This is a genomic window from Amycolatopsis orientalis (assembly GCF_000943515.2).
Classification (GTDB): domain Bacteria; phylum Actinomycetota; class Actinomycetes; order Mycobacteriales; family Pseudonocardiaceae; genus Amycolatopsis; species Amycolatopsis orientalis.
This window is the reverse complement of record NZ_CP016174.1, coordinates 4,997,109-5,022,635: the sequence shown is the minus strand read 5'-3', so window position 1 is coordinate 5,022,635 and position 25,527 is coordinate 4,997,109. Positions and strand designations below refer to the sequence as shown.

Genomic DNA, 25,527 nt, shown 5'->3' with positions numbered 1-25,527 from the left:
CCTGAATTGCCTGGACTTAATCTGATGTGTCACCCACTAGTAGTAATACGAACACGTGTTCGAATTTCTTTGGTATTATTGAGGTGTGTCCGAGACGATCCTTCCCGAGTTGCCGCAGGAGTTGTGGCGCGCTGGCAAGCTGGAGCTTGCTCATGGCGTGCAACAGTTCCTGCGGGTGATCAGGGTCGCTACCGCCGGGTTGGGCCGGTATTTGGCGGAGATCGAGTCTCGGGGCGCGAAAGACTTGTACGGGTATGGTTCGACGGCCAAATGGTTCGCCGATGTGGCGGGGGTGTCGTTCGGTGAGGCGCGTCCGGTGGTGAATCGGGCGATCGCGCTGAACCCGAGCCGGGCTTTGGATGGGACCGAGCTTCCGCCTTCTGCGCCCGCGACGGCGGCCGTGGCCGCGGAGGGGGCGGTCGGGGACGAACGAATCCAGCAGATTCTGGACTTCCTGGCCAGCTTGCCGCTCGACACGTCAGCAGAGGACCGGGAGCACGCGGAGAAGACCCTGGCCGACCTGGCCCGGCACGCCGGTCCCCGGCAGCTGGCCGAAGCCGAGGAGAACCTACTCGGCTGGCTCGACCCTGACGGGGCCGAGCCGAAGGAGCCTGAGTCGAAGCAGCCGCGTCGCGAGTTGACATTGGAACGCCGCAAAGACGGGTTCTGGAAACTGAACGGGCTCCTCGACGACGAAGCCGGTGCCCGAACCGCCGCCGCCCTCGAGGCCCACGCCGCGCCACGGCCGGTCGACGAATTCGGGCAAGCCGATCTGCGCACCAGACCCGAACGTCTCGGTGATGCGTGGGTCGACCTGGTCGACCTCGCGATCGCCTGCCCCGACCAGCCGGGGACCTCCGGTTACCGGACGCTGGTGCACGTCACCATCGGCCTCGACGAGTTGAAGTCCGGGCTTGGGACGGCGTGTGTGGATTTTGTCGGGACGATGACGGCTCGCGAGGCTCGAATGGCAGCGTGTGACTGTCTGATGTTGCCGGTGGTGCTGAACGCTGCTGGTGAGCCGCTGGATGTGGGGCGTCTGAGACGGTTCGTCACGCCTGGCCAGCGACGGGCGTTGAACATCCGGGACGGGGGCTGCGCGTTCCCGGGTTGTCATCGGCGGCCGAAGAACTGCCACGCCCACCACATTGAGCACTGGGCAGACGGCGGACCGACTGACCTGCGGAACCTCACGTTGCTGTGCGGTTTCCACCACCGGCTGATCCACCACGGCGACTGGCAAGTCCGCATGGCAGCCGATGGGCTACCTGAGTTCATTCCACCCCAATACCTGGACCCGCTACGACGAACCCGGCGCAACACCCTGCACCGCGCCGTTGCTTAAGCCCCCCCGCATCATCCGAGGAGCCCGCGCCAGCCACACCGGCGACGGGTCCCTCGGCATGCCCGCAGACAGACGACCCACCGCAGATGCTCGAGGCTCACACGACTCGTCACCCCAGGCCAACGACGAGCCCTCAACATCCGCGACCGCGGCTGCACCTTCATCACCGGCCGACCCACCACGGCGACTGGGGGGGGTCCGCATGACCGCAGATGGGCTACCGGAGTTCATCCCCCAGTATCTGGCCCTGTCACGAAGAACCCGCGCAACAGCGCCTCCGCCTGACCCCTGCATCCCCCCGAGGAGCCCGCGCCAGCCGCACCGGCGACCGTCACAGACCATCCGCCGCCACTGACGAACGCAGGGGGCGTTACCCACGCCAACGAAGGGTCCTCAATATCCGCGATCCGAGTCGCCACTCCCGAGCGGCCAAAGAACCGGCACCGGACAGGCGGCGGCCCATCGACCTTCGCGACCTGTCCTCAAGTAGGCGACACGTCCCTTGATGCCTTCCATTTGTAAGTTTCACAGCGGGGATCGTGCGTCGCGTTGATCAGAGTGAAGCCCTCATTGCCCCAGGCCCACCTGACCAAGGCCACCCCCTGTCCGACCTCACGACCCTCGCGTTTAGCCGACTAATCACCCACTCCGCCCACCCTCCATCGCAAGCCGCCTCGCCCCAAAGATCCTGATCATCCACAAAGGACAGAAGACTCCGTTCGGCGGAGTGTGTCTTCCCAGAACGTAGCCGCCCGGCTACCCTGCATGGGAGCGCTCCCAGTCGCCCGTCCGGCCAGAGGAGAGGATTCATGAGATCCAGAAGAGCCTTACCCGCCTTACTGCTGACGGTGTTGCTCCCAGTCGCGCTGATGACCGCGGCGCAACCCGCGGCGGCGGCGGTTTCGTGCACGGCCGAGTACGGCGTGACCAACGAATGGGACACGGGTTTCGGTGCCACCGTGACCATCCGCAACCCGGGCACCGAGCCGATCAACGGCTGGGATCTGACCTGGACGTTCGCCGACGGCCAGCGGATCAGCCAGCTGTGGAACGGCGTCCTCACCCAGACCGGGGCCGCGGTTTCGGTCCGCAATGTGGACTGGAACAGGACGATCCCCGTGGGCGGTTCGGCCCAGTTCGGGTTCAACGGTAGCAAGGGGGCCGCGAACCGGGCTCCGGTGGACTTCGCCGTCAACGGGACGGCGTGTACCGGAGCCAACCGGGCGCCGTCGGTCGCCTTGACGAGCCCGGCGAACAACTCCAGCCATCCCTTGTCGACGGTCATCCCGCTCGCCGCGGAAGCGAACGATCCCGATGGCACGGTCGGCAAGGTCGAGTTCTACGCCGGTACCGAACTGCTCGGCACCGACACCTCGGCCCCGTTCCAGCTCGGCTGGACCCCGGCCGCGGCGGGGCAGTATTCGGTCGCCGCCAGGGCTTATGACGACAAGGGCGCGTCCACCGTGTCCTCGCCGATCGCGGTCCGGGTCCTCGCGGCGCCGACGATCGTCGCGACCCCGTCGACCGTCTCGGTCAGACAGGGTACGTCGGCCACAGTGGATGTGACGCTGGCGAGCGCACCGTCGGCGACCGTCCCGGTCACGGTCGCCCGGGCGTCGGGCAGTGCGGATCTCACGGCCGCGCCGACGCAGCTGACCTTCACGACCGCGAACTGGAACGTCGCGCAGAAGGTCACGATCACCTCCGCCGCCAACGGGGGAGCACTCGCCTCGGCGACCTTCTCCGCCACCGCGGCCGGTTATGACGCGGCCACCGTGACGGTGAACGAACTGGACCCGGCGACGCCGGCGTTCAAGACCGCGTTCCTGACGCAGTACAACAAGATCAAGGATCCGGCGAGCGGCTACTTCCGGCGGTTCGGCGACCTGCTCGTTCCCTACCACTCGGTGGAGACCCTGCTGGTCGAAGCACCGGACCACGGCCACGAGACGACGTCCGAGGCGTTCAGCTACTACCTGTGGCTCGAAGCCGCGTACGGCCAGATCCAGGGTGATTGGGCCCCGTTCAACGCCGCCTGGGCGTCGCTGGAGAAGTACATCATCCCGCCGCACGCCGACCAGCCCACCAATGACAAGTACAACGCGAGCAAGCCGGCGACGTACGCACCCGAACATCCCCGGATGGACCGCTATCCGTCCCAGCTCGACTCCGGCGTCTCGGTCGGTTCCGACCCGATCGCCTCGGAATTGAAGACGGCCTACGGTACCGACGACATCTACGGAATGCACTGGCTGCTCGACGTCGACAACACCTACGGCTTCGGCCGGTGCGGCGACGGCAGCAGCACCGCGCCGGCGTACATCAACACCTACCAGCGCGGTTCCTCGGAATCCGTGTGGGAGACGATCCCGCAGCCGTCGTGCGACACGTTCAAGCACGGTGGGCCGAACGGGTTCTTGGACCTGTTCACCAAGGACTCGTCGTACGCGCGGCAGTGGAAGTACACCAACGCGCCGGACGCCGACGCGCGGGCCGTCCAGGTCGCCTACCTCGCCCAGAAGTGGGCGACGGCGCAGGGCAAGGGCACGCAGGTCGACGCGGTCGTGAAGAAGGCGTCGAAGATGGGCGACTACCTGCGGTACGCCATGTTCGACAAGTACTTCAAGAAGATCGGCGGCTGCGCGAGCCCGAGTTGCCCGGCCGGAACGGGCAAGGACAGCGCGCATTACCTGATGTCCTGGTACTACGCCTGGGGCGGCGCGACCGACACCTCGGCGGGCTGGGCCTGGCGTATCGGCGACGGCGCGAGCCACCAGGGTTACCAGAATCCGCTCGCGGCGTACGCGCTGGCCAACGACCCGGCGCTCAAACCGCGTTCGGCGACGGGTGCCGCGGACTGGGCGAAGAGCCTGGACCGCCAACTCGAGGTGCTGCAGTGGCTGCAGGCGAACGAAGGCGGGATCGCCGGTGGCGTCACCAACAGCTGGGAAGGCCAGTACGGCGCGCCGCCCGCGGGGACGCCGACCTTCTACGGCATGTTCTACGACGCGCACCCGGTCTGGCGTGACCCGCCGAGCAACCGCTGGTTCGGCTTCCAGGTGTGGAACCTGGAACGGGTCGCTTCGCTGTACCAGCTGACCGGCGACGCCAGGGCGAAGAAGATCCTGGACAAGTGGGTCCCGTGGGCGATCGCCAACACCACGACCGGCGCGGACTTCAAGATCCCGGCCGACCTGGAATGGACGGGTGCGCCGGAAACGTGGAACCCGGCGAACCCCGCGGGCAACACGGGCCTGCACGTCAAGGTGCTCAATCACAACCAGGACGTCGGGGTCGCGGCCGCGTACGCGAAGGTTCTGCTGAACTACGCGGCCAAGTCCGGCAACGCCGCCGCCAAGAGCACGGGTGAGGCGCTGCTGAACGGGATGCTGGCGCACACCGACACGCTCGGGGTCGCTACGCCGGAGACCCGCGGCGACTACGGCCGGTTCGACGACGCCTACAACTCCACCACCGGTGAAGGTACTTACGTGCCGCCGGGCTGGACCGGGAAGATGCCGAACGGGGACGCCATCGGAGCGAACAGCACGTTCCTTTCGATCCGCTCGTTCTTCAAGAACGATCCGCAATGGCCGAAGGTCCAGGCCCATCTGGACGGTGGGGCGGCACCGACCTTCACCTTCCACCGGTTCTGGGCGCAGGCCGAAGTGGCGACAGCGTTCTCCCTGCACGTCCAACTCTTCGGCTGACCAGGAGGACATCGGTGAAAGCATGGCGTTCACGCACACTGAAGTGCTTGATCGCCGCGTTGGTCGGGCTCGCCTCCTTCACGGCGGTGAGCCCGACCGCATCCGCGGCGGGAACGGGATCCGGCTATTGGAGCGCTCGTGGCGCGCAACTGGTCGATGCCAAGGGCGATCCGGTGCGGATGACCGGCATCAACTGGTTCGGTTCCGAGACGGCGAACTTCACCTTCCACGGCCTGTGGAGCCGTAACTACCGCGACATGGTCGCGCAGATGGCGGGCCTCGGTTACAACACCATCCGGATCCCTTACTCCAACCAGATGCTCGACGCGGGTTCGGCGCCCACGAGCATCGATCTGACGAAGAACCCCGATCTGGCAGGCCTTTCCGGGATCCAGATCATCGACAAGGTGATCGCCGAGGCCGGGACGCGCGGGATGCGGGTGATCCTGGACCGGCATCGCCCGGACGGCGCCGGGCAGTCGCCGCTCTGGTACACCGCCGCCTATCCCGAATCACGCTGGATCGACGACTGGAAGACCCTCGCCGCCCGGTACAAGGGAAACACCACCGTGGTCGGTGCGGATCTGCACAACGAACCGCATGCGGTGTCCGGCGGCGGCGGGGCCTGCTGGGGCTGCGGCGATCAGGCCGTGGACTGGCGGCTGGCGGCGGAGAGGGCCGGTAACGCGATCCTCGCGGTCAACCCGGATTGGCTGATCATCGTCGAAGGTGTCGACTGCGTCGCCGGCACCGGTTCGCCGCAATGCGGCTGGTGGGGCGGGAACCTCTCCGGTGCCCGGCAGTTCCCCGTCCGGCTGAGCAAACCGGGAAAGCTGGTCTACTCGGCGCACGAGTACGCCACTTCGGTGTTCGCGCAGCCGTGGTTCGACGACCCGGCCTTCCCGGCGAACCTGCCCGCGCTGTGGGATCACTGGTTCGGCTATCTGGAGAAGGAGAACATCGCGCCGGTGCTGCTCGGCGAGTTCGGCACCACGCTGCGGGATCCGCGTGACGGCGTCTGGCTCCGGGAACTGATGCGGTACTCGGGATCCGGACCGTCCGGAATGGACTTCACCTACTGGTCCTGGAATCCCAACTCCGGGGACACCGGCGGCATCCTCAACGACGACTGGACCACGGTGAACACGGTCAAGCACGGGTATCTGAGCCCGTACCTGATCCCGCCGTCGGGCGGTGGGACGCAGGAGCCGCGACCGGGGTGCACGGCGGCGTACCGGGTCGAAAACACCTGGAACGGCGGCTTCACCGCCTCGCTCCGGCTGACCAACACGGGAACCGGCGCGATCGCGAACTGGACGGCGACCTGGACCGTGCCGTCCGGTGTGCAGGTGACCGGCGGCTGGAACGCGACGGTGGCCCAGCAGGGCAGCACGGTGACGGCGACCGCTCCGGCGTGGGCGCCGTCGCTGGCGGCCGGGGCGAATGTGACTATCGGATTCCAGGCCAACGGGGCGGCATCCCCGGCGCCGTCGGAATTCCGGTTGGGGACGGCATCCTGCACAGCAGGGTGAAACGCGGTGGGTCGCCGCGATCCGATGGCGTGGCGACCCACCGCCCGGTCAAGGGTTCCGAGGATGGCGCCGGGCGAGGGCCTCCGAACCCTGGGCGAGCAGCGTGACGTCGGCACCGACGAGGACGAACGAGGCGCCGGCGTCGAGGTAGCGCTGGGCCTGTGCAGGGTCGAAGGCGTTGACGCCCACCGGCTTTCCCTGTGCCCGCACGGCCTCGAAGGTGCCGAGGACGGCGGCGGTGACGTCGGGATGTGTCTGCTGTCCGAGCAGGCCCATCGAGGCGGCCAGATCGGACGGGCCGACGAAGACGCCGTCGACGCCGTCGACAGCCGCGATCTTCGCCGCGTCCGCCACCCCGGCCGTGGACTCGATCTGCACGAACAGCGAGGTGAACTCGTCCGCCTTGGTGAGGTAGTCCTCGACCCGGTTCCATCGTGCCGACCGGGAGAGGGCACTGCCGACGCCGCGTACGCCCCGGGGCGGGTAGCGGACGGCACGCACGACGGCCTCGGCCTGCTCCGCGCTGTCGACCATGGGGACGAGCACGTTCTGCGCGCCGAGATCGAGCAGCTGCTTCAGAGCGACGGGGTCGCCGGACGGCGCGCGCACCATCGGCGTGATCGGATAGGCGGCGATCGTCCGCAGCAACGACTCCACCGTCTCCAGACCGGCGGGGGAGTGTTCGGTGTCGACGAGCAGCCAGCCGAGCCCGGAGCCCGCGCAGATCTCCGCGACGACCGGACTGCCCGAGGTGACCCACATGCCGATCAGCGGACGGGCGGACTCGGCCAGTCGCGCGCGGAACGTCGGGGCTAGACGAAGCGGCATGTGATCGCCCCCAGGTCCCGGTAGTCGGCGGTCACCGTGTCACCGGGGTGGACCCACATCGGCCGGGTGAACGACCCGGCCAGCACGATGTCGCCCGGATCGAGCCGGTCGCCGTGTTTCGCGAGTTTGTTCGCCAGCCAGGCGACGCCGTTCGCGGGATGGTTCAGCACCGCGGCCGCGACGCCGGATTCCTCGATGGTCTCGTTGCGGTACAACAGCGCCGACACCCACCGGAGGTCGACGGCGTCCACCGCGACCGGGTTGCCGCCGTAGACCATCCCGCCCATGGCCGCGTTGTCGCTGATCGTGTCCACAATGGTCCGTCCCGCCATCTCGACCCGCGAGGACAGGATCTCCAGCGCGGGCACGACGTATTCGGTCGCACGCAGCACGTCGAACACCGTGGTGTCCGGTCCGGCGAGGGAATCACGCAGCACGAAGGCCAGCTCGACCTCGATGCGCACGTTCGAGAACCGGCCGTGCTCGATGACGGAACCGTTCTCGAACACCATGTCCGCGAAGATCGCGCCGTAGTCGGGTTCCGTTATGCCGGTGGCGGCCTGCATGACCTTCGAGGTCAGCCCGATCTTGCGGCCGACCGGACGGCGCCCCGCCGCGATACCCCGGCGCCGCCATTCGTTCTGCACGGCGTAGGAGTCTTCGACGGTCATGTCCGGATAGCGCGCCGTCAGCAACGGCACCGTTTCCCGGGCCTCCTCCGCGGCCGCCAGTTCGTCGGCGATCGCGGTGATCGTTTCCTGGTCGAGCATGTCCCCGCCTCAGAGCTGGTTGCCGAGTTTGTACTCGCCCTGTTTCCAGGACGGTAGTTCCCCTTCGTCGTCGCCCTTGCGGGTGTAGGAGAAGCCGTCGGCGCCGATGGTGACCTCCAGTTCGCTGTCCTCGGTCCTCGCGGCCACCGGCTGCGGTTTGCCGTCGAGGTCGAGCACGAGGGACGCCTCGGTGTACCACGACGGGACCACCGGCGTGCCCCACCAGTCCCGGCGCTGGTTGTCGTGCACGTCCCAGGTGACGACGGGGTTGTCCGGGTCGCCGGTGTAGTAGTCCTGCGTGTAGATCTCGACGCGGTGCCCGTCGGGATCGCGCAGGTAGAGGTAGAAGGCGTTCGAGACGCCGTGCCTGCCGGGGCCGCGTTCGATGTGGTCCGACATCCGCAGCGAACCGAGTTTGTCGCAGATGGACAGGATGTTGTGCTTCTCGTGCGTGGCGAACGCGACGTGGTGCATCCGCGGGCCGTCGCCGCCGGTCATCGCGGTGTCGTGCACGGTCGGCTTGCGGCGCATCCACGCCGCGTAGGTGACGCCCTGGTCGTCCTGGATGTCCTCGGTGACACGGAAGTTCAGGTCTTCCAAGTGCTTGACCGCGCGCGGGACGTCCGGGGTGACCTGGTTGAAGTGGTCGAGCCGGACCAGCGCGCCCGGTACGTGCAGGTCATAGCGCCAGCTGAGCCGTTCGACGTGCTGGACGTCGTGGAAGAACTCGAGCGGGAAGCCGAGCGGGTCCTGGACGCGCACCGAGTCGCCGATGCCCCTGGTGAACCCGTTCTCCCGGCGCTCGACCCGGCAGCCCAGTTCGGTATAGAAAGCGACGGCCTTGTCGAGATCCTCCGGGGACCGCACCCGATAGGAGAAGGCGGCGACCGCGGCGACCGGGCCCTGGCGCAGCACGAGGTTGTGGTGGATGAACTCGTCGATCGTGCGGAGGCTGATCGTGGTCTCGTCCTCTTCGGTCACCGTCAGGCCGAGGACGTCGGCGTAGAACGCGCGCGAGCGGGCGAGATCGGTGACGACGAGTTCCATGTACGCGCAGCGCAGGACGTCCGGCGGCGGTGCGGACGGGGTGGGGATCGGCTTCATTGCGAAATCCTTTGTGGACGGAGGGAAGGGTCAGCCCTTGCCGAAGGCGGGGTTGTGCACCTCGCCGAGGTTGATGTGCACCGCCTGCTGGTCGGTGTAGAAATCGATCGAGCGGTACCCGCCCTCGTGCCCCAGTCCGGACGCCTTGACCCCGCCGAACGGCGTGCGCAGATCCCGGACGTTGTTCGAGTTGAGCCAGACCATCCCGGCTTCGACGGACTGCGCGAAGTTGTGCGCCCGCTTGAGATCGTTGGTCCAGACGTAGGCGGCCAGACCGTATTTCGTGTTGTTCGCGAGTTCGAGCGCCTCTTCCTCGCCCTCGAACGGCGTGATCGCGACGACCGGGCCGAAGATCTCCTCCTGGAAGATCCGGGCGTCCGGTTTGACGTCGGCGAACACCGTCGGCGCCACGTAGTTCCCGGTCGGGAAGCCGTCCGGGCGGCCGCCGCCGGCGACCAGCCTGCCCTCGGTCTTGCCGATCTCGATGTACTTCATGACCTTTCCGTAGTGCTCGGGGTGCACCAGCGCGCCGACCTCGGTCGCGGGGTCCGCCGGGTCACCGACGACGACGCGTTTCGCCTGTGCGGCGTACCGCTCGACGAACTCGTCGTAGATCGCGCGTTCGACCAGGATCCGGCTGCCCGCGGTGCAGCGTTCGCCGTTGAGGGAGAACACGCCGAAGATGGTCGCGTCGATCGCGGTCTCCAGATCGGCGTCCGCGAAGACGATGGCGGGCGACTTGCCGCCCAGTTCCATCGACAGTCCTTTGAGGAACGGCGCGGCGTTGCCGAAGATGAGGCTGCCGGTGCGGCTCTCACCGGTGAACGAGATCAGCGGGACGTCCGGATGCTTCACGAGCGCGTCGCCGGCGTCCTCACCGAATCCGTTGACGAGATTGAACACGCCCGGCGGGAGCCCGGCCTCCTCGAAGATCTCCGCCCACAGCGACGCCGAAAGCGGAGTGAACTCGGCGGGCTTGAGCACCACGGTGTTGCCGGTCGCCAGCGCCGGGGCGAGCTTCCATGACTCCAGCATGAACGGCGTGTTCCACGGCGTGATCAGCCCGGCGACACCGATCGGCTTGCGATTGACGTAGTTGACCTGGCGGCCGGGCACCTTGTAGGCGTCGTCGGCCTGCGCGACGATCAGATCGGCGAAGAACCGGAAGTTCTCCGCGGCCCGGCGTGCCTGGCCCAGCGCCTGCGAGATCGGCAGGCCCGAGTCGAAACTCTCCAGCGCCGCCAGCCGTTCGTCCCGCGACTCGACGAGGTCGGCGATCCGGTTCAGCACCCGCGACCGTTCGCGCGGCAGCAGCTTCGGCCACGGTCCCTCGGTGAACGCCTTCCGCGCGGCGGCGACGGCGCGGTCGACGTCGGCCTTCTTCCCGGCGGCGGCCCGCACGTAGACCTCGTTGGTCACCGGGTCGAGCACGTCGAAGACGGCGCCGTCCGCCGAATCGACGAGTTCGCCGCCGATGTAGTGCCGGATCCGCTCGGGGACACCGTCCGGGATCGGCCGGGGAGTCGTGCTGGTCAAAAGTCCTCCTCAGTCAGCGGTTCGCGCGCTCTCGAGCGTCCAAAAAGGCCTGCATGGTGGCCCAGCGGTGATTGCGCGCGGCGAATTCGATGTCGAGCGGGTCGGCCTTCTCGGAGATCAGCCGGAGGATCTGTTCGTGTTCTTCGACCGAGTGGTGCGCGCGGTCGGGGACGAACGCGAAGGTGGAGTCGCGCAGTCCGGACAGCCGGGTCCAGCCCTGGTGCACCAGGTCGAGGATCTGCGGATTGGGGCAGCAGGCGAACAGCAGCGAGTGGAACTGCTGGTTCAGCGCGGTGAACTCGTGCGCGTCGAAGTGGTCCAGCAGCGAGATCATGCGCTCGTTCACCCTGCGCGCCTTCGCGATGTCCTCTTCGGTCAGTCCCGGCGCGGACAGCGCGGTGGCGACACCTTCGACCACACCCAGGGTCTGCATGGCGTGGACGTATTCGTTCTGGTCCACCATGGCCACCCGCGCGCCGACGTTGCGCTCGAAGGTCACCAGCCGTTCGGCCTCCAGACGGCGGATCGCCTCGCGCACCGGGACGACGCTCATGTCGAGCGCGCCGGCGATCTCGGCGAGGACGAGCCGGTAGCCGGGTCCGTACTCGTGCCGGGCGATCCGCTCACGCAGCCACTCGTAGGCGAGTTCGGACTTGCTGGCCGTCTTCACTGTTTCTTCTGCCATGCCTCATACCTTTCCCGCCACAACGGGTTCAGCGGGAAGAGCCCCTCGATCGGGCGCCCCTGTCCGACCTGCTCCGCGATCCAGGCGTCTTCGTCCTCCTGGACGAGTGTCGCCGCGACGACCTCTTCGGCCAGCTCCGGCGGGATGACGATCACGCCGTCGTCGTCGCCGACGATGATGTCGCCGGGCAGGACGGTCGCCCCGCCGCAGGCGACCGCGACGTCGGTGTCCCACGGAACGTGCTTCCGGCCGAGGACGGCGGGATGCGCGCCTTGGGAGAACACCGGGAGGCCGGTCGCGGCCACGGCGCCGAAGTCGCGGACGCCGCCGTCGGTGACCACGCCGGCCGCGCCGAGATACCGTGCCCGCATCGCCAGGATGTCGCCGAGCGTGCCGGAACCCGCGTCGCCCCGGGCCTCGATGACGATCACCTCGCCGCTGCTGACCGAGTCGAACAGGCGCTTTTGCGCGTTGTAGCCGCCGCCGTGGGATTTGAAGAGGTCTTCGCGGTTCGGGACGAAACGCAAGGTCCGTGCCGTGCCGACGATCTTCGAGCCGGGGATGTTGGGGCGCACGCCGTCGATCGCGACGTTGTTCAGCCCGCGCTTGCGCAGCTGGGCGGACAGGCCCGCGACGGGCGCGCGCAGCAGCTTGGCCCGGAGTTCTTCGCCGAGCGCGGAAGCAGGCTCTTCCTCCTGCTCGGGGACGACGGGAATGCCCCAGGCTTCGGCGCGCTGCTTATCGTCGACCTCGGGCAGGCCGCCGATGTCCGAAAAGGACCGGATGCCCTGGGTGACGGTGGTGTGGAGCCGTCCGCTGCTGACCGAGGTGCCGGGAACGTCCACTTCGACCACGACGACGTCGCCGGGGGAGACCACGGAGGATCCGGCGGGGGTGCCGGTGAGGATGACGTCGCCGGGTTCGAGCGTGAAGTGCTGGGAGAGGTCGGAAACGAACTGTCGCAACGGGAACAGCAGCCCGGCCGTGGTGTCCTCCTGCACCAGGTCGCCGTTCACCCAGGTGCGGACGCGCAGGGCGGCGGGATCGACGTCGCGAGCGTCGATGAGGCCCGGCCCGAGCGGGGTGAAGCCGTCGCCGCCCTTGGACCGGACGTTGGAGCCCTTGTCCGCGGCGCGCAGGTCGTAGAGGCCGAAGTCGTTCGCGGCGGTGACCGCGGCGACGTGGTCCCACGCCCGCTCCGGTTTGACCCACCGGGCCGCGGTGCCGATGACCAGGGCGATCTCGCCTTCGAAGGCCAGCAATTCGGTCCCGGCGGGGCGTTCGACGGTGCCCCCGGACGTGCCGAGCGAGCTCGACGGCTTGAAGAAGTACGACGGGTTCGCCGGTCGCCGCCCGCGCTGCTCGGCCCGTGACGCGTAGCTGAGATGGACGGCGATGATCTTGCCCGGCTGGATCGCCAGTGGACCGGATCCGCGTCCCGATGGCGCCGGTGCCTCGTATGTGCCCATGTTCCCCTGAATCCTCGACCCTTGCTTCGTATCTAATAACGTATATGATTCTGTGCCACAGTGGCAAGGCGGCCGACGACAAAGGAGTCCACGTGTCGAACCCAGCGCAGGATCAGCGCACCTCCGGTCGGACCGCTCCACCGTCCGCCGAACGGCGTCGCGTCGCCTTCGCGACCGTCGTCGGCACCACGGTCGAGTGGTACGACTTCTTCGTCTACGCGTCCGCCGCCGGTCTCGTCTTCGGCAAGCTGTTCTTCTCCGGCCTCGGGGCGAACAGCACCCTCGTCTCCTTCGCGACCGTGGGCGTGAGCTTCCTGTTCCGCCCGCTCGGCGCCTTCCTCGCCGGGCATTTCGGCGACAAGTACGGCCGTCGCGTGGTCCTGGTGCTCACCCTGATCCTGATGGGCGCGGCGACCACGCTGATCGGCGTACTCCCCACCTTCGACCGGATCGGCGTCCTCGCACCGGTCCTGCTGATCCTGCTGCGGGTCCTGCAGGGTGTCTCGGCGGGCGGCGAATGGGGCGGCGCCGTGCTGATGGCCGTCGAGCACGCGCCGTCGAACCGGCGGGGGCTCTTCGGTGCCTCGCCACAGATAGGCGTCCCGCTCGGCCTGCTGCTCGCCTCCGGGGTGCTGGCGCTGACCAGCCTGCTCGTCCCCGGCCAGGCGTTCCTCGACTGGGGCTGGCGGATCCCGTTCCTGCTCAGCGTCGGGCTGATCCTGGTCGGGCACTACGTCCGGCGCCGCGTCGAGGAGAGCCCGGTCTTCCGGGAGATCGCCGAACGCCGCGAGCGGACCCGGACCCCGATCGTGCGGCTGTTCCGTGAGCACGCGGCGCTCGTGCTGGTGGCCGCGCTGGTGTTCGCGGGCAACAACGCCGTCGGCTACATGACCACCGGTGGCTACATCCAGAACTACGCGACCAACCCGAAGGGCCCGATCGGGCTCGACCGCGGTCCGGTGCTGTGGGCGGTGACCGCGTCGGCGGCGACCTGGCTGGTCTCGACCTGGGCGGCGGGCGCGGTGTCCGACCGGATCGGCAGGCGGCGCACCTACGTGCTGGGCTGGTTCGCGCAACTCGCCGGCGTCGCGGTGCTCTTCCCCCTGGTGGACAGCGGAAACATCGTGCTGCTGGCCTTGGGTCTGGTCATTCTCAGCGTGGGGCTCGGGTTCACCTACGGCCAGCAGGCGGCGTTCTACGCGGAGCTGTTCCCCGCCTCGATCCGGTTCTCCGGTGTTTCGATCTCCTACGCGCTCGGCGCGATCCTCGGTGGCGCGTTCGCGCCCACGATCGCCACCGCGCTGGTCGGGGCGACCGGTACCTCGTGGTCCGTCGCCGTCTACCTGGCGGGGATGACGGTAATCGGCCTGATCGCCACCTTGTTGTTGCGTGACCGGTCGGGAATCCCGCTCGGGCCGGACCACGAAACCGAGCAGGCGGTGAGCCCGCTTCGGTTCGGGAAGCACTGAACGCCGCTGCGGTTGCTCGCCTCTGCAGTCCGTGAAGCGTCCCTTCCCAGACGCTCATCCGCCGAGGGCGTCACGGACGGCCTTCGCCGCCGCTTTGAGCCGCTCCGCGAGTTCGGCGGGGGTGTGCGGGCTGGACAGATAGACCACCGCGAGCGCGGCGGGGTTGTGCCCACGCAGGGGGAGGGGCACGGCGACGGCGCTGAGGTTCTCGATCACCTCACCATGGCTGTCCGCGTATCCGCGGGCGGCCACTTCACGCACGTCCACCGGCCAGTCTTCCGACGGCAGCTGGGAAAGGATCGCGCGGCCAGGCGCGCCCGCGGTGAAGGAGTGCCTGGACCCCGGGCGCTGCGCGACGGACGCGACGGCGTGCCGGGGTTCCACGCTGACCAGGGTCACGCACTCTTCGCGGTCCAGCACCGCTACGAAACAGGTCATGCCGAGTTCGTTCGCGACCGCGGTCAGCTCGGGCAGCGCGGCGGCCTGCAGATCGTGTTTGATCCCCGCCGCGAGCGCGGCAAGTCGCGCGCCCAGTTCGTATTTCCCGGCAGGCTCCCGGGTCACCAGACCGTGGTCTTCGAGTGTGCGGATGAGCCGGTACGCGATCGACCGGTGCACGCCGAGCCGTTCGGCGATCTCGTCGACGCTGAGCGCTTCTTGGGCGTCGGCAAGGACTTCGAGGACGCGGATGCCGCGGCTGAGTGTCTGGGACGCACTCGCGGTCTTGCGGGAGTCCGAAACCATCGTATACGATCCATTTCGATAGTTGAACTGTCTGTTCGATTATAGAACAGGAACCGACGATGATGTCACGCGAGTTCAGTTTTCCGCCGGGTTCGAACCTCTACCGGCCTCCCGCGCAGTTCTTCCGCGGTTGTCTCGGCCGGTTCGCCACGGGCGTCGCGGTGGTGACCTTCGACGCCACCACGACCGACGGGACGGTGAAGCGGCACGGGCTGACGGTGAACTCCTTCACCGCGGTTTCGATGGATCCGCCGCTCGTCCTCGTTTCCATCCAGCGCACCGTGAAGAGTCACGACCTGCTCGAAGGGTGCCCGTTCGCGGTCAACGTCCTCGGCGCCGAACAGCGTGCGCTGGCGATGAACTTCGCCGGACGGCCGACTCCGGAAGGCAGCCCGGTCTGGGTGGAAGGCGGGCACGCGCCACGGCTCGGCGGCGTCCTCAGCTGGTTCGACTGCACGCCGTGGGCCGCTTACGACGGTGGCGACCACACCTTGTTCCTCGGCGAGGTGCGGGAGTTCGACTACCGCTCCGGCGACGCGCTGGGTTTCGTCGACGGGCAGTTCTCGACGATCCACGAATCCGCGCAAGGCCACGAATCCCTGTTCTGACAATGACGTCCACCCGAGAAGGAGCACGACATGGGAGCCCGCACCGGACAGCAGTACCTCGACAAGCTCAACGCGATGACGCCGGAGCTGTACGTCGACGGCGAGAAGGTGACCTCGAAGGTCGCCGAGCACGCGGCGTTCCGCAACAACGCCTTGACCTACGCGAAACTGTTCGACCTCCAGCACGATCCGGCGCACCGCGACGTCCTGACCTACGAGTCGCCGACCACGGGGGAGCGCGTCGGGACGTCGTTCCTCGTGCCGCGCACCGAGGAGGACCTCAAGCGCCGTCGCGCCGCCTTCTCCGTCTGGGCGCGGTACTCCAACGGGTTCCTCGGCCGCACCGGCGACTACATGAACTCGTCGCTCACCGCGCTTTCGACCGCGAAGAAGTTCTTCTCACAGGCGGATCCCGTCTTCGGCGAACGTATCGAGAAGTACTACGAGATGGCGCGTGAGAACGATCTTCTCGCGACCCACACCCTGATCCCGCCGCAGGTCAACCGTTCGGTTTCGGGGAGCCAGCAGGGTGGCGGCAACCTTTCGGCCAAGGTGGTGGAGGAGCGGGCGGACGGCATCGTCGTCCGCGGGGCCCGGATGCTCGCCACGATCGCGCCGATCGCCGACGAACTCCTGGTGTTCCCGTCGACCGTCCTGCGCGGCACCCCCGAGGACGCGCCGTACTCCTACGCCTTCGCCGTCCCGAACGACGCGCCCGGGCTGAAGTACTTCTGCCGCGCCGGACTCCACCACGGCCGTTCGCATTTCGACGAGCCGCTCGCCTCGCGCTTCGAAGAGATGGACGCGGTCGTGGTGTTCGACGACGTCTTCGTCCCGAACGAGCGCGTCTTCCTGCTCGGGCATCCGGAACTGTGCAACGCCTGGTACTCCGAGACCGGGGCGGGCGCCCTCATGACCCACCAGGTCGTCACCCGTACGCTGGCCAAGACCGAGTTCTACCTCGGGCTCGCCAGCGAGATAGCCGCCGCGATCGGCATCGGCGGATTCCAGCACATCCAGCAGGATCTCTCGGAGCTGATCTCCTACGTCGAAATCGAGAAGGCTGTGCTGCGCGCGGCCGAGGCCGACGGCGCGGTGAGCGAGGACGGCGTCTTCCTGCCGAAGTGGGAGGTCCTCAACGCCGCCCGGAACTGGTACCCCACCAAGGTTTCGCCGCGGCTGACCGAGATCATCCGCAAGTTCTCCGCGTCCGGCCTGATGGCCCTGCCGGGGGAGGCGGACTTCGACGCGGAAGGGCGTCCCGACATCGACGTGTACCTCCAGTCGGCCACCCTGCCGGCCAAGGACCGCGCGCGGCTGTTCAAGCTGGCGTTCGACGCGTCGGTCTCGAGCTTCGCCGGGCGGGAGTCGCTGTATGAGTACTTCTTCTTCGGCGACCCGGTGCGGATGGCGGGCGCCCAGGTGAACGCGTACCCGCGCGAGGCCTTGCAGGAGCGCGTGCGCGAACTCCTGGCACGGGAAGGCTACTAGGAGAGAAGGCGCGGATTTCGTCGATGGATCGCCGTTCGCGCGCGATTTCATCGGCGATTCCCCGGGCGCGCGCCCGGGGCGACGATCCACTCTTCCGGCGGCCGGTGTTTTCGCCCATGATGTGTCCCGAATTTGTCCAAAGTTCCGTTATCACGAAGCGATGAGCGCGTTGCGACGTTCGAGCTAATCTCCGCATTGACCGTTCAAGTCCGCCATATCGGTGCGCAAAAATCCAGGTGCCCTGATCGACGATGGCCAGGACGAGCGGCAGGGGGAGACATGATCGAAACCGTGCAGTGCGCGGGCGCGGATTTCTGTGAGGAGCTTTCGGGCTCGGGTGACACGTCCTTCACCCGTTTCTACGAAGGCGACCCACCGTCACGACTAATATATTCGACGGAAAGTTTGACCTTAATGGCCGACATGTCACCGCTCGTCCTCGGGCATCTTCTGCTGTTGCCGTCCAGCCACTACCTGTCGTTCGCGCAGGTACTTTCCCTCCACGTGGCGGAGGTCCGCGATCTTCTGGCCGGTTTCCTGCCCCTGTACCGGGAAACCTTCGGTGAACCGCTGATCTTGGAGCATGGGTCGAGCGCTGGGCAGGGAAGCCATGCCTGCATCACACACGCGCATCTGCATTTCCTCCCCGTCGACGGCGACGCCGTCGACGCTCTCCTTGTCGGGGATTCCCTCACTTACCTGGATTTGGGCGATCTCGGCGAACTCGCACTCCCCCCGTGGCCTTCTTCGGCTTATTTCCTTCGTGTGTACCGGGAGAAATATCGGGTCTATCGGCCGACCGGCGAACAGAAAAGGCAGTATCTGCGCTCGATCGTCGGAGCCGTGCTGGCGATCGAAGAACCCGAATGGGATTACGCGGTGGTGATGCGGAAGGCCGCGCTCCGCGAGACCATGCGAATGGTGGACTACTGGCCGGGGAAACTCGGCGAGACCGTCATGACCGCCGATGCGGAGGTGGCCCGTGTCCGCTGAGAACTTCTCCGACGAGCCGACCCGCCTCGCCGAGACGATCGTGCCGCTGTTCGCCCGGCAGGCCGGTGCGTTCACCCCGGTCGCGGCCCCGGACGGCAGCCGGGTGGAGCTGATCACAGGCGCCGACGACCAGGACGACTGCGCGGTCTTCCGGCTGACCGGGAACCACGATCTCGTGGTGGGCACCGATTACGTCCGCGGCCCTAAGTTCAGGTTGTACGAGATGGGCCACCTCGACGAGTACGACCTCGGGTACTACCTGGTCGCGGCCAACCTGAGCGATATCGCGGCGATGGGGGCGAAACCGATCGGCCTGCTCTCGGTGGTCAGGTATCCGGCCGAGATGGACGACGTCCTGTTCGGATTCGTCATGAAGGGTATCCACGACGCGTGCGCCGCGTTCGGCTGTCCCAACGTGGGCGGTGACATCGGCGGTGCGGAACGGCTGATCCTCGCGGCCTCGGCGCTGGGTGTGTGCCCCGCGGGCGGTGCGTTGCTGCGGTCGGGGGCGAAACCGGGTGACGTTGTATGCCTCACCGCACCGACGGGGCTCGCCGGCGCCGCGATGGCCTATCTGCGGGCGGGGATTCCGGACCCGGTGATCGAAGGGCTCCTTCCGTCTTTGCTCGCCAACTGGAAACGACCGGTGGCGCGGATCGGCGAAGGACTCGCGCTCGCGGCCAGCGGGGTGGTCAGGAGCTGTCAGGACACTTCGGACGGACTGAAGGCCACCTTGCTGAGCATCGCCGACCTCAGCGGTGTCGGGATCGCCGTCGACGAGCGGGCGGTCCCCGTCCCGGGGTCCGTGGCGGCCGTGGCCGCGCACGTCGGCGTGGAGCCGCTGGCCCTGGTCCTGGGCGATTCGGTCGATTTCGAACTCGTCTTCACCGTGCCGCCCTGCCGGGTGGACGAACTCGCGGAATCGGTGGATTTCCACCGGATCGGCGAGGTCGTCGAGGAACAGGAAGTGGTACTGGTGGGCGAGGACGGCAGCCGTGCGGCGTTGCCCGGAAAGGCGTGGCGGCACCAGGGCGGCGGCGACGGGAAGGCATGAGCCGGATGACGGCCAAGGCCGCCGACAAGGTGATCCTGCTTTCGGCGACGTTGTTCTTGGCGGGCAAGGCCTACAACATTCCGTCGAAGGCTTTCTGGGATTCTCTCCTGAGTGGCCGCGGCTATCTGCTGTTGATCTTTCTCGTGGTGGCCGGCGTGTTCGGCGCGTTCACTCCGTTCGAAAGCTGGCGGCGGCGTTCGTTCGTGGACCGGAATGTCATCATGCGCCGCCGGGTGCTGTCCACCTTCGGCAGGCTGCTGGAGATCAGTGCGGAAATCGAGCCGCCGTTGGAAATCGGCGATCTGGCCCTCCATCTGTGGCGGCGGAAGCGGACTCTGCGGCATCCGGTCCACGGTGTGCTCAAGCGCCTCTCCTCCTATCGGATGTCATCCTTTCCGGCGACCCGGACCTTCGCGCCGGTCCGCGGTGTCGGCGCGGTGGGACTGTGCTGGCTCCACGATCGTGAGGTGGCGATCGACGTCGCGCCGCTGGCCGCGGCCCTCACCGACCCGGCGAAATACGACGACCACGTGGCGCGGCACGGCAAGGAATCGGTGATGAACCTGTCCTGGGAGCAGTTCCAGGCGCTCAAGCATCGAACCGCGCTTTTCGTCACCCCGATCAGGAGCGGGCGCAACAAGTTCGTCGGCTGCGTGAGCGTCGACGCCGGCCGTGGTCACGAAGTGCTCAACCGGCGGCAGCTGCTCGAGGAGATGACCAACCTGGGGATGGCCGTGGGCCGTGAGGATTTCGAATGCACCTGAACGGCGAGGATCTGCGCGCACTCGTCTCGAAGACTCGCCGGACCTATGACGAGCATGCCGCGATCTACGTCCGGACCACCGGGACGCTCGACATGTTCCCCGGTCTTGATCGGGAGCTGGCCCGGTTTTTCGGGGCCCTCCCCGGCGGTGTGGTCCTGGACCTCGGTTGTGGCGCGGGACGCGACTCCGAGTATCTGATCGGGCTGGGCGCGGCTGTGCTCGCGGGTGACGTCAGCGAGGAGATGCTGCGGATCACCCGGGGCCGTTGCGGTGTCTTCGGTTCGGTGCAGTGCGACCTGCTGGCGTTACCGCTCGCGGCCGGGGTGTTCGATGGCGTGTGGGCTTGTGCGAGCGTGCTGCATCTGCCACGCCGGGTACATCCCGCTGCCTTCTCCGAAATCCACCGGGTGCTCGCGCCGGGCGGGGTCGCCGCGATCAGCCTCAAGGCGGGGGAGGGCGAAGGATGGGTACGGGACGTCCGGATGCCGTCCGCGCGATGGTTTTCGTTGCGCAGGCCCGAATCCGTGCTCGAAGAACTGCACGCCGTCGGCTTCGGGACGGCCGAGGTGCTGCCGAGCGGCAGAGGTGACTGGTTCGTCGTGGAGGCGGTGAAGACCTGATCAGGCCCATTCGTCGGGGTCGATCCCCGGCAGGATCTGGCGGATGCCGCCCCGGGGGTCCGCCACATCGCCTTCGTAGCGCGGGATCAGATGGATGTGCAAGTGGTCGATGGTCCGGCCCGCGGCCCTTCCTTCGTTCACCCCGATGGTGTAACCGGCAGGCTGGAACTGTTCTTCGATCCGTTGCCTTGCTTGCTTGATCAGAGTGTAGACCTCGGCATGTTCGGACTTGGTGAGGTCGAAGTAGGACTCGACATGTCTTTTCGGGACGACTTCGACATGACCTTTGGCGAGGGGGTAGTTGTCCCAGCGGACGTAGATTTCGTCGCCATTGATCACCAGGTCATTGACGTCGGGATCATGAATCTGACAAAAGAGGCATTTGCCGGTGGCCGGCTCGGCTTCGTGTTCTTTCGCCATCGCCGGTTCCATCACTAAATACTCCTTGTCATTGATCGATCACTTGAAGTCATACCCGGTGGTCAACTTAGCTTCGTCGCAGACAAAGCAAAAGCGTACTCGCACTATCGGTTGATCTCTAAGCCTCGGTTGAGACACGCCGAAGACATCCGGCTCACCACCTGATCGAGAGTGAGACCGGAGGTGTCGATCCTGATGGCGTCCTCGGCGGCTGCCAACGGCGAGACCGCGCGGGACATATCGGCTTCGTCCCGGCGGATCACGTCTTCGAGCACGTTCTCGTAGGAGCCGGCCCGTTCTTGGCGTACTCGCCGCATCGCCCGGACTTCGGGTGTCGCGGTCAGGTAGAACTTCACGGGCGCGGTGGGGAAGATCGTGGTGCCGATGTCCCGTCCTTCGATGACGCACTGCGCCTGGGATTTGGCCCAAAGCCTGATGAGGCTGGTGACGCGCTGCCGGACGTCCGCGATCTTGGCCACGGCCGAAACGGCCACGTTGACCGGGGTCGCCCGCAGTTTGTCCGGGGCGTAGCGCTCGGACGTCAGCAGTCCGGCGGAGCGGCTTTCCCTGATCAGGTCATCACAGAGGCCGGTGACCTCGCGCGCATTGTCGACAGGAATCTCGCGTCGCAGCGCTTCGAAGGCGATAATGCGATAAGTCCGGCCGCTTTCGAGGTAGCGCAGGCCGAAGATTTCCGCCAGTGCCAGGCAGGTGGAGGTCTTGCCCGCCGCCGCCGGCCCGTCCACCGCGATGACCGTGCTGACGCCTGGTTCGGGCATGTCAATTCCTTGCTGGTGAGCGGGCGCCGGAGTTGGATCGAATGAGCAGGGCGCAGACGCTACCACGGAAGGAATCGGTACGTGGCAACGTCTTGCGTACGGTCGAGAGGCGAGTTGGCGACGCTCTGGTGATACTCGCTCACCCGTACAGGGTATTCGATGAGCCCCGGATGGGTTGATGCGTAACCAAAGTGCTCTCCGACGGCGGAAAGCGCACCGCGCGGTCGTAAGCGGTCGAGTGAACTCCTTGCCACGAGAGGAAGTTTCGCCAGGAGTTCGCACTTCGGTGGTGCCGGGGTCGTGAGTGGCAAGTGTCGTTCTAGCGACACTTGCCACTCACGACCAGGCCTGACTTCGCAAGTAGTCGACTACGTGCGACATCCCGCACTGAGCCGTCTCAACCTGGTATGGCTCGGGGCTGAAGGGCGCTTTCCCCGCATCGCATGCGGTGAAAGCGCCCTTCGTCGCGTGAGATGAGGGGAAAGTTCCCTTCAGTCACGCCCGTCGCGACCTTGGCCGGTCACTCGAGACCGCAGCGCGCCTCGCTCCCTCGGAACCCCCGGGTGAAAAGGTTCAGTGCAGGTCCAGACCAGTAGCCGGGGCCGCGCGGGCAGGGCGCTCGGGTCTTTTCGGGAAAAGTGCAAACGGTGCCGAGAGAATATGTTTTTCCGCAAACCGGATGTCCTGGGGGCAAAATCTCCGAATGGTTTTTGTAACGAAAGCCACAAAGATGACGTCAGTAGTGGCAACCGCCCTTGAAGGGCCAGGCGGCTCGCGGAGCACCCCGTGAAGCCCGCGTGAAGCGGGCGGGACACGCCCGGGATCCACGAACTTGATTCATTCCAGAAAATGGGCCAGACTGCGGCGGTGCCCACGACCCCGGACTTCGAGCGGATGCTGCGCGGGGCCGCCCTGCGCGTGACGCGTCCCAGGGTGGCCGTGCTGACAGCGGTACGCGACCATCCGCACGCCGACACCGACTCGATCATCGGTGCCGTGCGCGCGGAGCTCGGTGAGGTCTCTCACCAGGCGATTTACGATGTGTTGCGGGCACTGACCACCGCGGGCCTCGTCCGGCGCATCCAGCCGGCCGGGTCCGTGGCACGCTACGAGTCCCGGGTCGGGGACAACCACCACCACGTCGTGTGCCGATCATGTGGTGTCATCGCCGATGTCGACTGCGCCGTCGGTCCCGCACCCTGTTTGAGCGCGTCGGACGACCACGGCTTCGTGATCGAAGAGGCCGAGGTCATCTACTGGGGCCTGTGTCCCGACTGCGCGACGAAAGCCCGTTCCTGAGCCCTGCAAAGCTCGAATACTCCGGAAGGATTCCCGTGTCTGACAGCCCGGACGCCGTCGTCGGCGAAATGAACGAAGAGAGCGCGGGCGGCTGCCCCGTCTCGTCGGGCCGCCGCAACCACCCCACCGAAGGGGCGGGCAACCGTGACTGGTGGCCCAACCAGCTCAACCTGAAGATCCTCCGGAAGCATTCCGCCGCCTCCGACCCGATGGACGCCGGGTTCGACTACGCCGCCGAGTTCAAGACCGTCGACCTCGACGAACTCGCCAAGGACGTCGACGCCGTCCTCACCACCTCGCAGGACTGGTGGCCCGCGGACTTCGGCCACTACGGCGGCCTGATGATCCGGATGGCGTGGCACAGCGCGGGCACGTACCGCATCGAGGACGGCCGCGGTGGCGCGGGCGCCGGCATGCAGCGGTTCGCCCCGCTCAACAGCTGGCCGGACAACGGCAACCTGGACAAGGCCCGCCGCCTGCTGTGGCCGGTGAAGAAGAAGTACGGCCGCAAGATCTCGTGGGCCGACCTGATGATCTTCACGGGCAACCGCGCCCTGGAGACCATGGGCTTCAAGACCTTCGGCTTCGCCGGTGGCCGCGCGGACGTGTGGGAGCCGGACGAGGACGTGTACTGGGGCCCGGAGCGCACCTGGCTCGGCGACGAGCGGTACACCGGTGACCGCGAACTCGAAGACCCGCTGGCCGCCGTGCAGATGGGTCTCATCTACGTCAACCCGGAAGGCCCGAACGGCAACCCGGACCCGCTGGCCGCGGCCCGCGACATCCGCGAGACCTTCCGCCGGATGGCGATGAACGACGAGGAGACCGTCGCGCTGATCGCCGGCGGCCACACCTTCGGCAAGGCGCACGGCGCGGCGAACCCCGACGAGTACGTCGGCGCGGAGCCCGAGGGCGCCTCGATCGAGGAGCAGGGCCTCGGCTGGAAGAACTCCTTCGGCAGCGGCAAGGGCCGGGACACCATCACCAGTGGTCTCGAAACCACCTGGACCTCCACGCCGACCCAGTGGAGCCACGGCTTCTTCCAGAACCTGTTCGGCTACGAGTGGGAGCTGACCAAGAGCCCCGCCGGTGCCCACCAGTGGCAGCCGAAGGACGGCGCGGGCGCGAACACCGTGCCCGACCCCGAGACCGGCGAGCTCACGCGTCCGCCGACGATGCTCACCACCGACCTGGCGCTGCGCTTCGACCCGGTCTACGAGCAGATCTCGCGTCGCTTCCTGGACAACCCGGACCAGTTCGCGGACGCCTTCGCCCGCGCCTGGTTCAAGCTGACCCACCGTGACATGGGGCCGATCCAGCGCTACCTCGGCCCGCTGGTCCCGCAGGAGACGCTGATCTGGCAGGACCCGGTGCCCGCCGTCGACCACGAGCTGATCGACGACGCGGACATCGCCTCCTTGAAGGAGAAGCTGCTCGCTTCGGGCCTTTCGGTCTCGCAGCTGGTCTCGACCGCGTGGGCGTCGGCTTCGACGTTCCGCGCCAGCGACAAGCGCGGTGGCGCGAACGGGGCCCGCATCCGTCTCGAGCCGCAGCGTGACTGGGAGGTCAACGACCCGCAGACGCTGGCCCAGGTGCTGCGGACCCTGGAAGGCGTCCAGGAGTCGTTCAACAGCGCACAGACCGGTGGCAAGAAGGTCTCGCTGGCCGACCTGATCGTGCTGGGTGGCGTCGCCGCCGTCGAGCAGGCCGCCAAGGACGGCGGCCACGAGATCAAGGTGCCGTTCACCCCGGGCCGCACCGACGCGACGCAGGAGCAGACCGACGTCGAGTCGTTCGCCCCGCTGGAGCCGACCATCGACGGGTTCCGCAACTACCGCGGCAAGGGACACCGTCTCCCGACGGAGTACCTGCTCATCGACCGCGCGAACCTGCTGAACCTGAGCGCGCCCGAGCTGGCCGTCCTCGTCGGTGGCCTGCGTGTCCTCGGCGCCAACGCCCAGCAGTCCACCCACGGCGTGTTCACCGCGAAGCCGGGGTCGCTGACCAACGACTTCTTCGTGAACCTGCTCGACATGGGCGTCCAGTGGACCGCCGCGTCCGGTGACGCGGAGACCTTCGAGGGCCGCGACACCGCGACCGGCGAGGTCAAGTGGACCGGTACCCGGGCCGACCTCGTGTTCGGCTCGAACTCCGAGCTTCGCGCTGTGGCGGAGGTCTACGCCAGCGATGATGCCAAGGAGAAGTTCGTCCGCGACTTCGTGGCGGCGTGGGACAAGGTGATGAACCTCGACCGGTACGACCTGGTCTGAGTTCGATCTCCGACGTCCGGGCCCGTCGCGCTTCGCG

At 67.3% G+C, this 25,527-nt stretch carries 21 protein-coding genes and 1 pseudogene; 13 read left to right on the top strand and 9 right to left on the bottom strand.

Annotation, left to right across the window (positions count from 1 at the left end; all coding sequences use genetic code 11):
- Positions 1–85: 85 nt before the first annotated feature.
- The 4 genes and pseudogenes from SD37_RS21975 (at position 86) to SD37_RS21965 (ending at position 6,587) form a co-directional block, all read left to right on the top strand.
- Positions 86–1,345: an HNH endonuclease signature motif containing protein gene (locus SD37_RS21975; RefSeq protein ID WP_065912922.1), complete on the top strand. Its 1,260-nt coding sequence runs from the start codon at positions 86–88 to the stop codon at positions 1,343–1,345.
- Positions 1,346–1,438: 93 nt separating this feature from the next.
- Positions 1,439–1,580: pseudogene (locus SD37_RS43865) on the top strand (HNH endonuclease); the annotation flags it as partial.
- A gap of 574 nt (positions 1,581–2,154) precedes the next feature.
- Complete coding sequence (locus SD37_RS21970) at positions 2,155–5,055, top strand: glycoside hydrolase family 48 protein (protein WP_044856492.1); 2,901 nt, start codon at positions 2,155–2,157, stop codon at positions 5,053–5,055.
- Positions 5,056–5,102: 47 nt separating this feature from the next.
- Positions 5,103–6,587, top strand: coding sequence for a cellulase family glycosylhydrolase (locus SD37_RS21965; RefSeq protein WP_167369600.1), 1,485 nt, complete (start codon positions 5,103–5,105; stop codon positions 6,585–6,587).
- Positions 6,588–6,635: 48 nt separating this feature from the next.
- On the opposite strand, the gene SD37_RS21960 is transcribed toward SD37_RS21965, so the two are convergent.
- From SD37_RS21960 to SD37_RS21935, 6 genes are read right to left on the bottom strand one after another with little or no spacing between them, the layout of a single operon-like run.
- The gene (locus SD37_RS21960) at positions 6,636–7,415 is read right to left on the bottom strand and encodes an HpcH/HpaI aldolase family protein (protein WP_044856491.1); all 780 of its coding nucleotides are present in this window, start codon (positions 7,413–7,415) and stop codon (positions 6,636–6,638) included.
- Positions 7,400–8,185, bottom strand: coding sequence for a 2-oxo-hept-4-ene-1,7-dioate hydratase (gene hpaH / locus SD37_RS21955; RefSeq protein ID WP_044856490.1), 786 nt, complete (start codon positions 8,183–8,185; stop codon positions 7,400–7,402). Before hpaH ends, SD37_RS21960 begins: the two co-directional genes overlap by 16 nt.
- A 9-nt stretch (positions 8,186–8,194) precedes the next feature.
- Positions 8,195–9,289 (bottom strand): 3,4-dihydroxyphenylacetate 2,3-dioxygenase, encoded by a 1,095-nt coding sequence (gene hpaD, locus SD37_RS21950; protein ID WP_044856489.1) that lies wholly within the window; start codon positions 9,287–9,289, stop codon positions 8,195–8,197.
- A 30-nt stretch (positions 9,290–9,319) separates the two neighbouring features.
- Positions 9,320–10,825, bottom strand: a complete 1,506-nt coding sequence (gene hpaE / locus SD37_RS21945; protein WP_044856488.1) for a 5-carboxymethyl-2-hydroxymuconate semialdehyde dehydrogenase — start codon at positions 10,823–10,825, stop codon at positions 9,320–9,322.
- A gap of 13 nt (positions 10,826–10,838) precedes the next feature.
- Positions 10,839–11,510, bottom strand: a complete 672-nt coding sequence (locus SD37_RS21940) for a GntR family transcriptional regulator (protein WP_044856487.1) — start codon at positions 11,508–11,510, stop codon at positions 10,839–10,841.
- Positions 11,492–12,979, bottom strand: coding sequence for a fumarylacetoacetate hydrolase family protein (locus tag SD37_RS21935; RefSeq protein WP_044856486.1), 1,488 nt, complete (start codon positions 12,977–12,979; stop codon positions 11,492–11,494). The genes SD37_RS21940 and SD37_RS21935 overlap by 19 nt, the downstream gene beginning before the upstream one ends.
- Before the next feature lie 92 nt (positions 12,980–13,071).
- Here SD37_RS21935 and SD37_RS21930 point away from each other — a divergent pair, with 92 nt between their 5' ends.
- Positions 13,072–14,448, top strand: a complete 1,377-nt coding sequence (locus tag SD37_RS21930) for an MFS transporter (protein WP_044856485.1) — start codon at positions 13,072–13,074, stop codon at positions 14,446–14,448.
- A 54-nt stretch (positions 14,449–14,502) separates the two neighbouring features.
- Here the strand turns inward: SD37_RS21930 and SD37_RS21925 are convergent, their stop codons facing one another.
- Positions 14,503–15,192, bottom strand: coding sequence for an IclR family transcriptional regulator (locus SD37_RS21925; protein ID WP_044856484.1), 690 nt, complete (start codon positions 15,190–15,192; stop codon positions 14,503–14,505).
- Between the two features lie 59 nt (positions 15,193–15,251).
- Between SD37_RS21925 and SD37_RS21920 the strand changes: the two genes are divergently transcribed.
- The 6 genes from SD37_RS21920 to SD37_RS21895 all read left to right on the top strand — a co-directional run bounded on the left by SD37_RS21920 (position 15,252) and on the right by SD37_RS21895 (position 20,722).
- On the top strand, positions 15,252–15,800 hold the full coding sequence (locus SD37_RS21920) for a flavin reductase family protein (RefSeq protein WP_044856483.1): 549 nt from the start codon (positions 15,252–15,254) through the stop codon (positions 15,798–15,800).
- 30 nt (positions 15,801–15,830) lie between these two features.
- Positions 15,831–17,291, top strand: a complete 1,461-nt coding sequence (hpaB, locus tag SD37_RS21915; protein ID WP_044856482.1) for a 4-hydroxyphenylacetate 3-monooxygenase, oxygenase component — start codon at positions 15,831–15,833, stop codon at positions 17,289–17,291.
- Between the two features lie 279 nt (positions 17,292–17,570).
- Positions 17,571–18,284: a hypothetical protein gene (locus tag SD37_RS21910; protein WP_145926691.1), complete on the top strand. Its 714-nt coding sequence runs from the start codon at positions 17,571–17,573 to the stop codon at positions 18,282–18,284.
- Positions 18,274–19,338, top strand: a complete 1,065-nt coding sequence (gene thiL / locus SD37_RS21905) for a thiamine-phosphate kinase (RefSeq protein WP_044856480.1) — start codon at positions 18,274–18,276, stop codon at positions 19,336–19,338. Before SD37_RS21910 ends, thiL begins: the two co-directional genes overlap by 11 nt.
- Positions 19,335–20,102, top strand: a complete 768-nt coding sequence (locus SD37_RS21900; RefSeq protein ID WP_145926690.1) for a hypothetical protein — start codon at positions 19,335–19,337, stop codon at positions 20,100–20,102. The genes thiL and SD37_RS21900 overlap by 4 nt, the downstream gene beginning before the upstream one ends.
- Positions 20,093–20,722 (top strand): class I SAM-dependent methyltransferase, encoded by a 630-nt coding sequence (locus SD37_RS21895; protein ID WP_052675167.1) that lies wholly within the window; start codon positions 20,093–20,095, stop codon positions 20,720–20,722. The genes SD37_RS21900 and SD37_RS21895 overlap by 10 nt, the downstream gene beginning before the upstream one ends.
- On the opposite strand, the gene SD37_RS21890 is transcribed toward SD37_RS21895, so the two are convergent.
- Positions 20,723–21,154, bottom strand: coding sequence for an HIT family protein (locus SD37_RS21890; protein WP_044856478.1), 432 nt, complete (start codon positions 21,152–21,154; stop codon positions 20,723–20,725).
- A gap of 92 nt (positions 21,155–21,246) precedes the next feature.
- The gene (cmk, locus tag SD37_RS21885; protein ID WP_044856477.1) at positions 21,247–21,921 is read right to left on the bottom strand and encodes a (d)CMP kinase; all 675 of its coding nucleotides are present in this window, start codon (positions 21,919–21,921) and stop codon (positions 21,247–21,249) included.
- 867 nt (positions 21,922–22,788) lie between these two features.
- Here cmk and SD37_RS21880 point away from each other — a divergent pair.
- Positions 22,789–23,220, top strand: a complete 432-nt coding sequence (locus SD37_RS21880; RefSeq protein WP_037319824.1) for a Fur family transcriptional regulator — start codon at positions 22,789–22,791, stop codon at positions 23,218–23,220.
- 35 nt (positions 23,221–23,255) lie between these two features.
- A complete protein-coding gene (gene katG, locus SD37_RS21875) occupies positions 23,256–25,490 on the top strand; it encodes a catalase/peroxidase HPI (protein ID WP_044856476.1) in 2,235 nt (744 codons plus the stop codon).
- Positions 25,491–25,527: the final 37 nt, after the last annotated feature.

What these genes read in the sequence shown, in the direction of transcription:
- SD37_RS21970 (WP_044856492.1), top strand. Translation starts at nt 2,155, where the DNA reads ATGAGATCCAGAAGAGCCTTACCCGCCTTACTGCTGACGGTGTTGCTC.
- SD37_RS21960 (WP_044856491.1), bottom strand. Translation starts at nt 7,415, where the DNA reads ATGCCGCTTCGTCTAGCCCCGACGTTCCGCGCGCGACTGGCCGAGTCC.
- hpaH (WP_044856490.1), bottom strand. Translation starts at nt 8,185, where the DNA reads ATGCTCGACCAGGAAACGATCACCGCGATCGCCGACGAACTGGCGGCC.
- hpaD (WP_044856489.1), bottom strand. Translation starts at nt 9,289, where the DNA reads ATGAAGCCGATCCCCACCCCGTCCGCACCGCCGCCGGACGTCCTGCGC.
- SD37_RS21940 (WP_044856487.1), bottom strand. Translation starts at nt 11,510, where the DNA reads ATGGCAGAAGAAACAGTGAAGACGGCCAGCAAGTCCGAACTCGCCTAC.
- SD37_RS21935 (WP_044856486.1), bottom strand. Translation starts at nt 12,979, where the DNA reads ATGGGCACATACGAGGCACCGGCGCCATCGGGACGCGGATCCGGTCCA.
- SD37_RS21925 (WP_044856484.1), bottom strand. Translation starts at nt 15,192, where the DNA reads ATGGTTTCGGACTCCCGCAAGACCGCGAGTGCGTCCCAGACACTCAGC.
- SD37_RS21920 (WP_044856483.1), top strand. Translation starts at nt 15,252, where the DNA reads ATGATGTCACGCGAGTTCAGTTTTCCGCCGGGTTCGAACCTCTACCGG.
- hpaB (WP_044856482.1), top strand. Translation starts at nt 15,831, where the DNA reads ATGGGAGCCCGCACCGGACAGCAGTACCTCGACAAGCTCAACGCGATG.
- SD37_RS21910 (WP_145926691.1), top strand. Translation starts at nt 17,571, where the DNA reads ATGATCGAAACCGTGCAGTGCGCGGGCGCGGATTTCTGTGAGGAGCTT.
- SD37_RS21900 (WP_145926690.1), top strand. Translation starts at nt 19,335, where the DNA reads ATGAGCCGGATGACGGCCAAGGCCGCCGACAAGGTGATCCTGCTTTCG.
- SD37_RS21895 (WP_052675167.1), top strand. Translation starts at nt 20,093, where the DNA reads ATGCACCTGAACGGCGAGGATCTGCGCGCACTCGTCTCGAAGACTCGC.
- SD37_RS21890 (WP_044856478.1), bottom strand. Translation starts at nt 21,154, where the DNA reads ATGGAACCGGCGATGGCGAAAGAACACGAAGCCGAGCCGGCCACCGGC.
- cmk (WP_044856477.1), bottom strand. Translation starts at nt 21,921, where the DNA reads ATGCCCGAACCAGGCGTCAGCACGGTCATCGCGGTGGACGGGCCGGCG.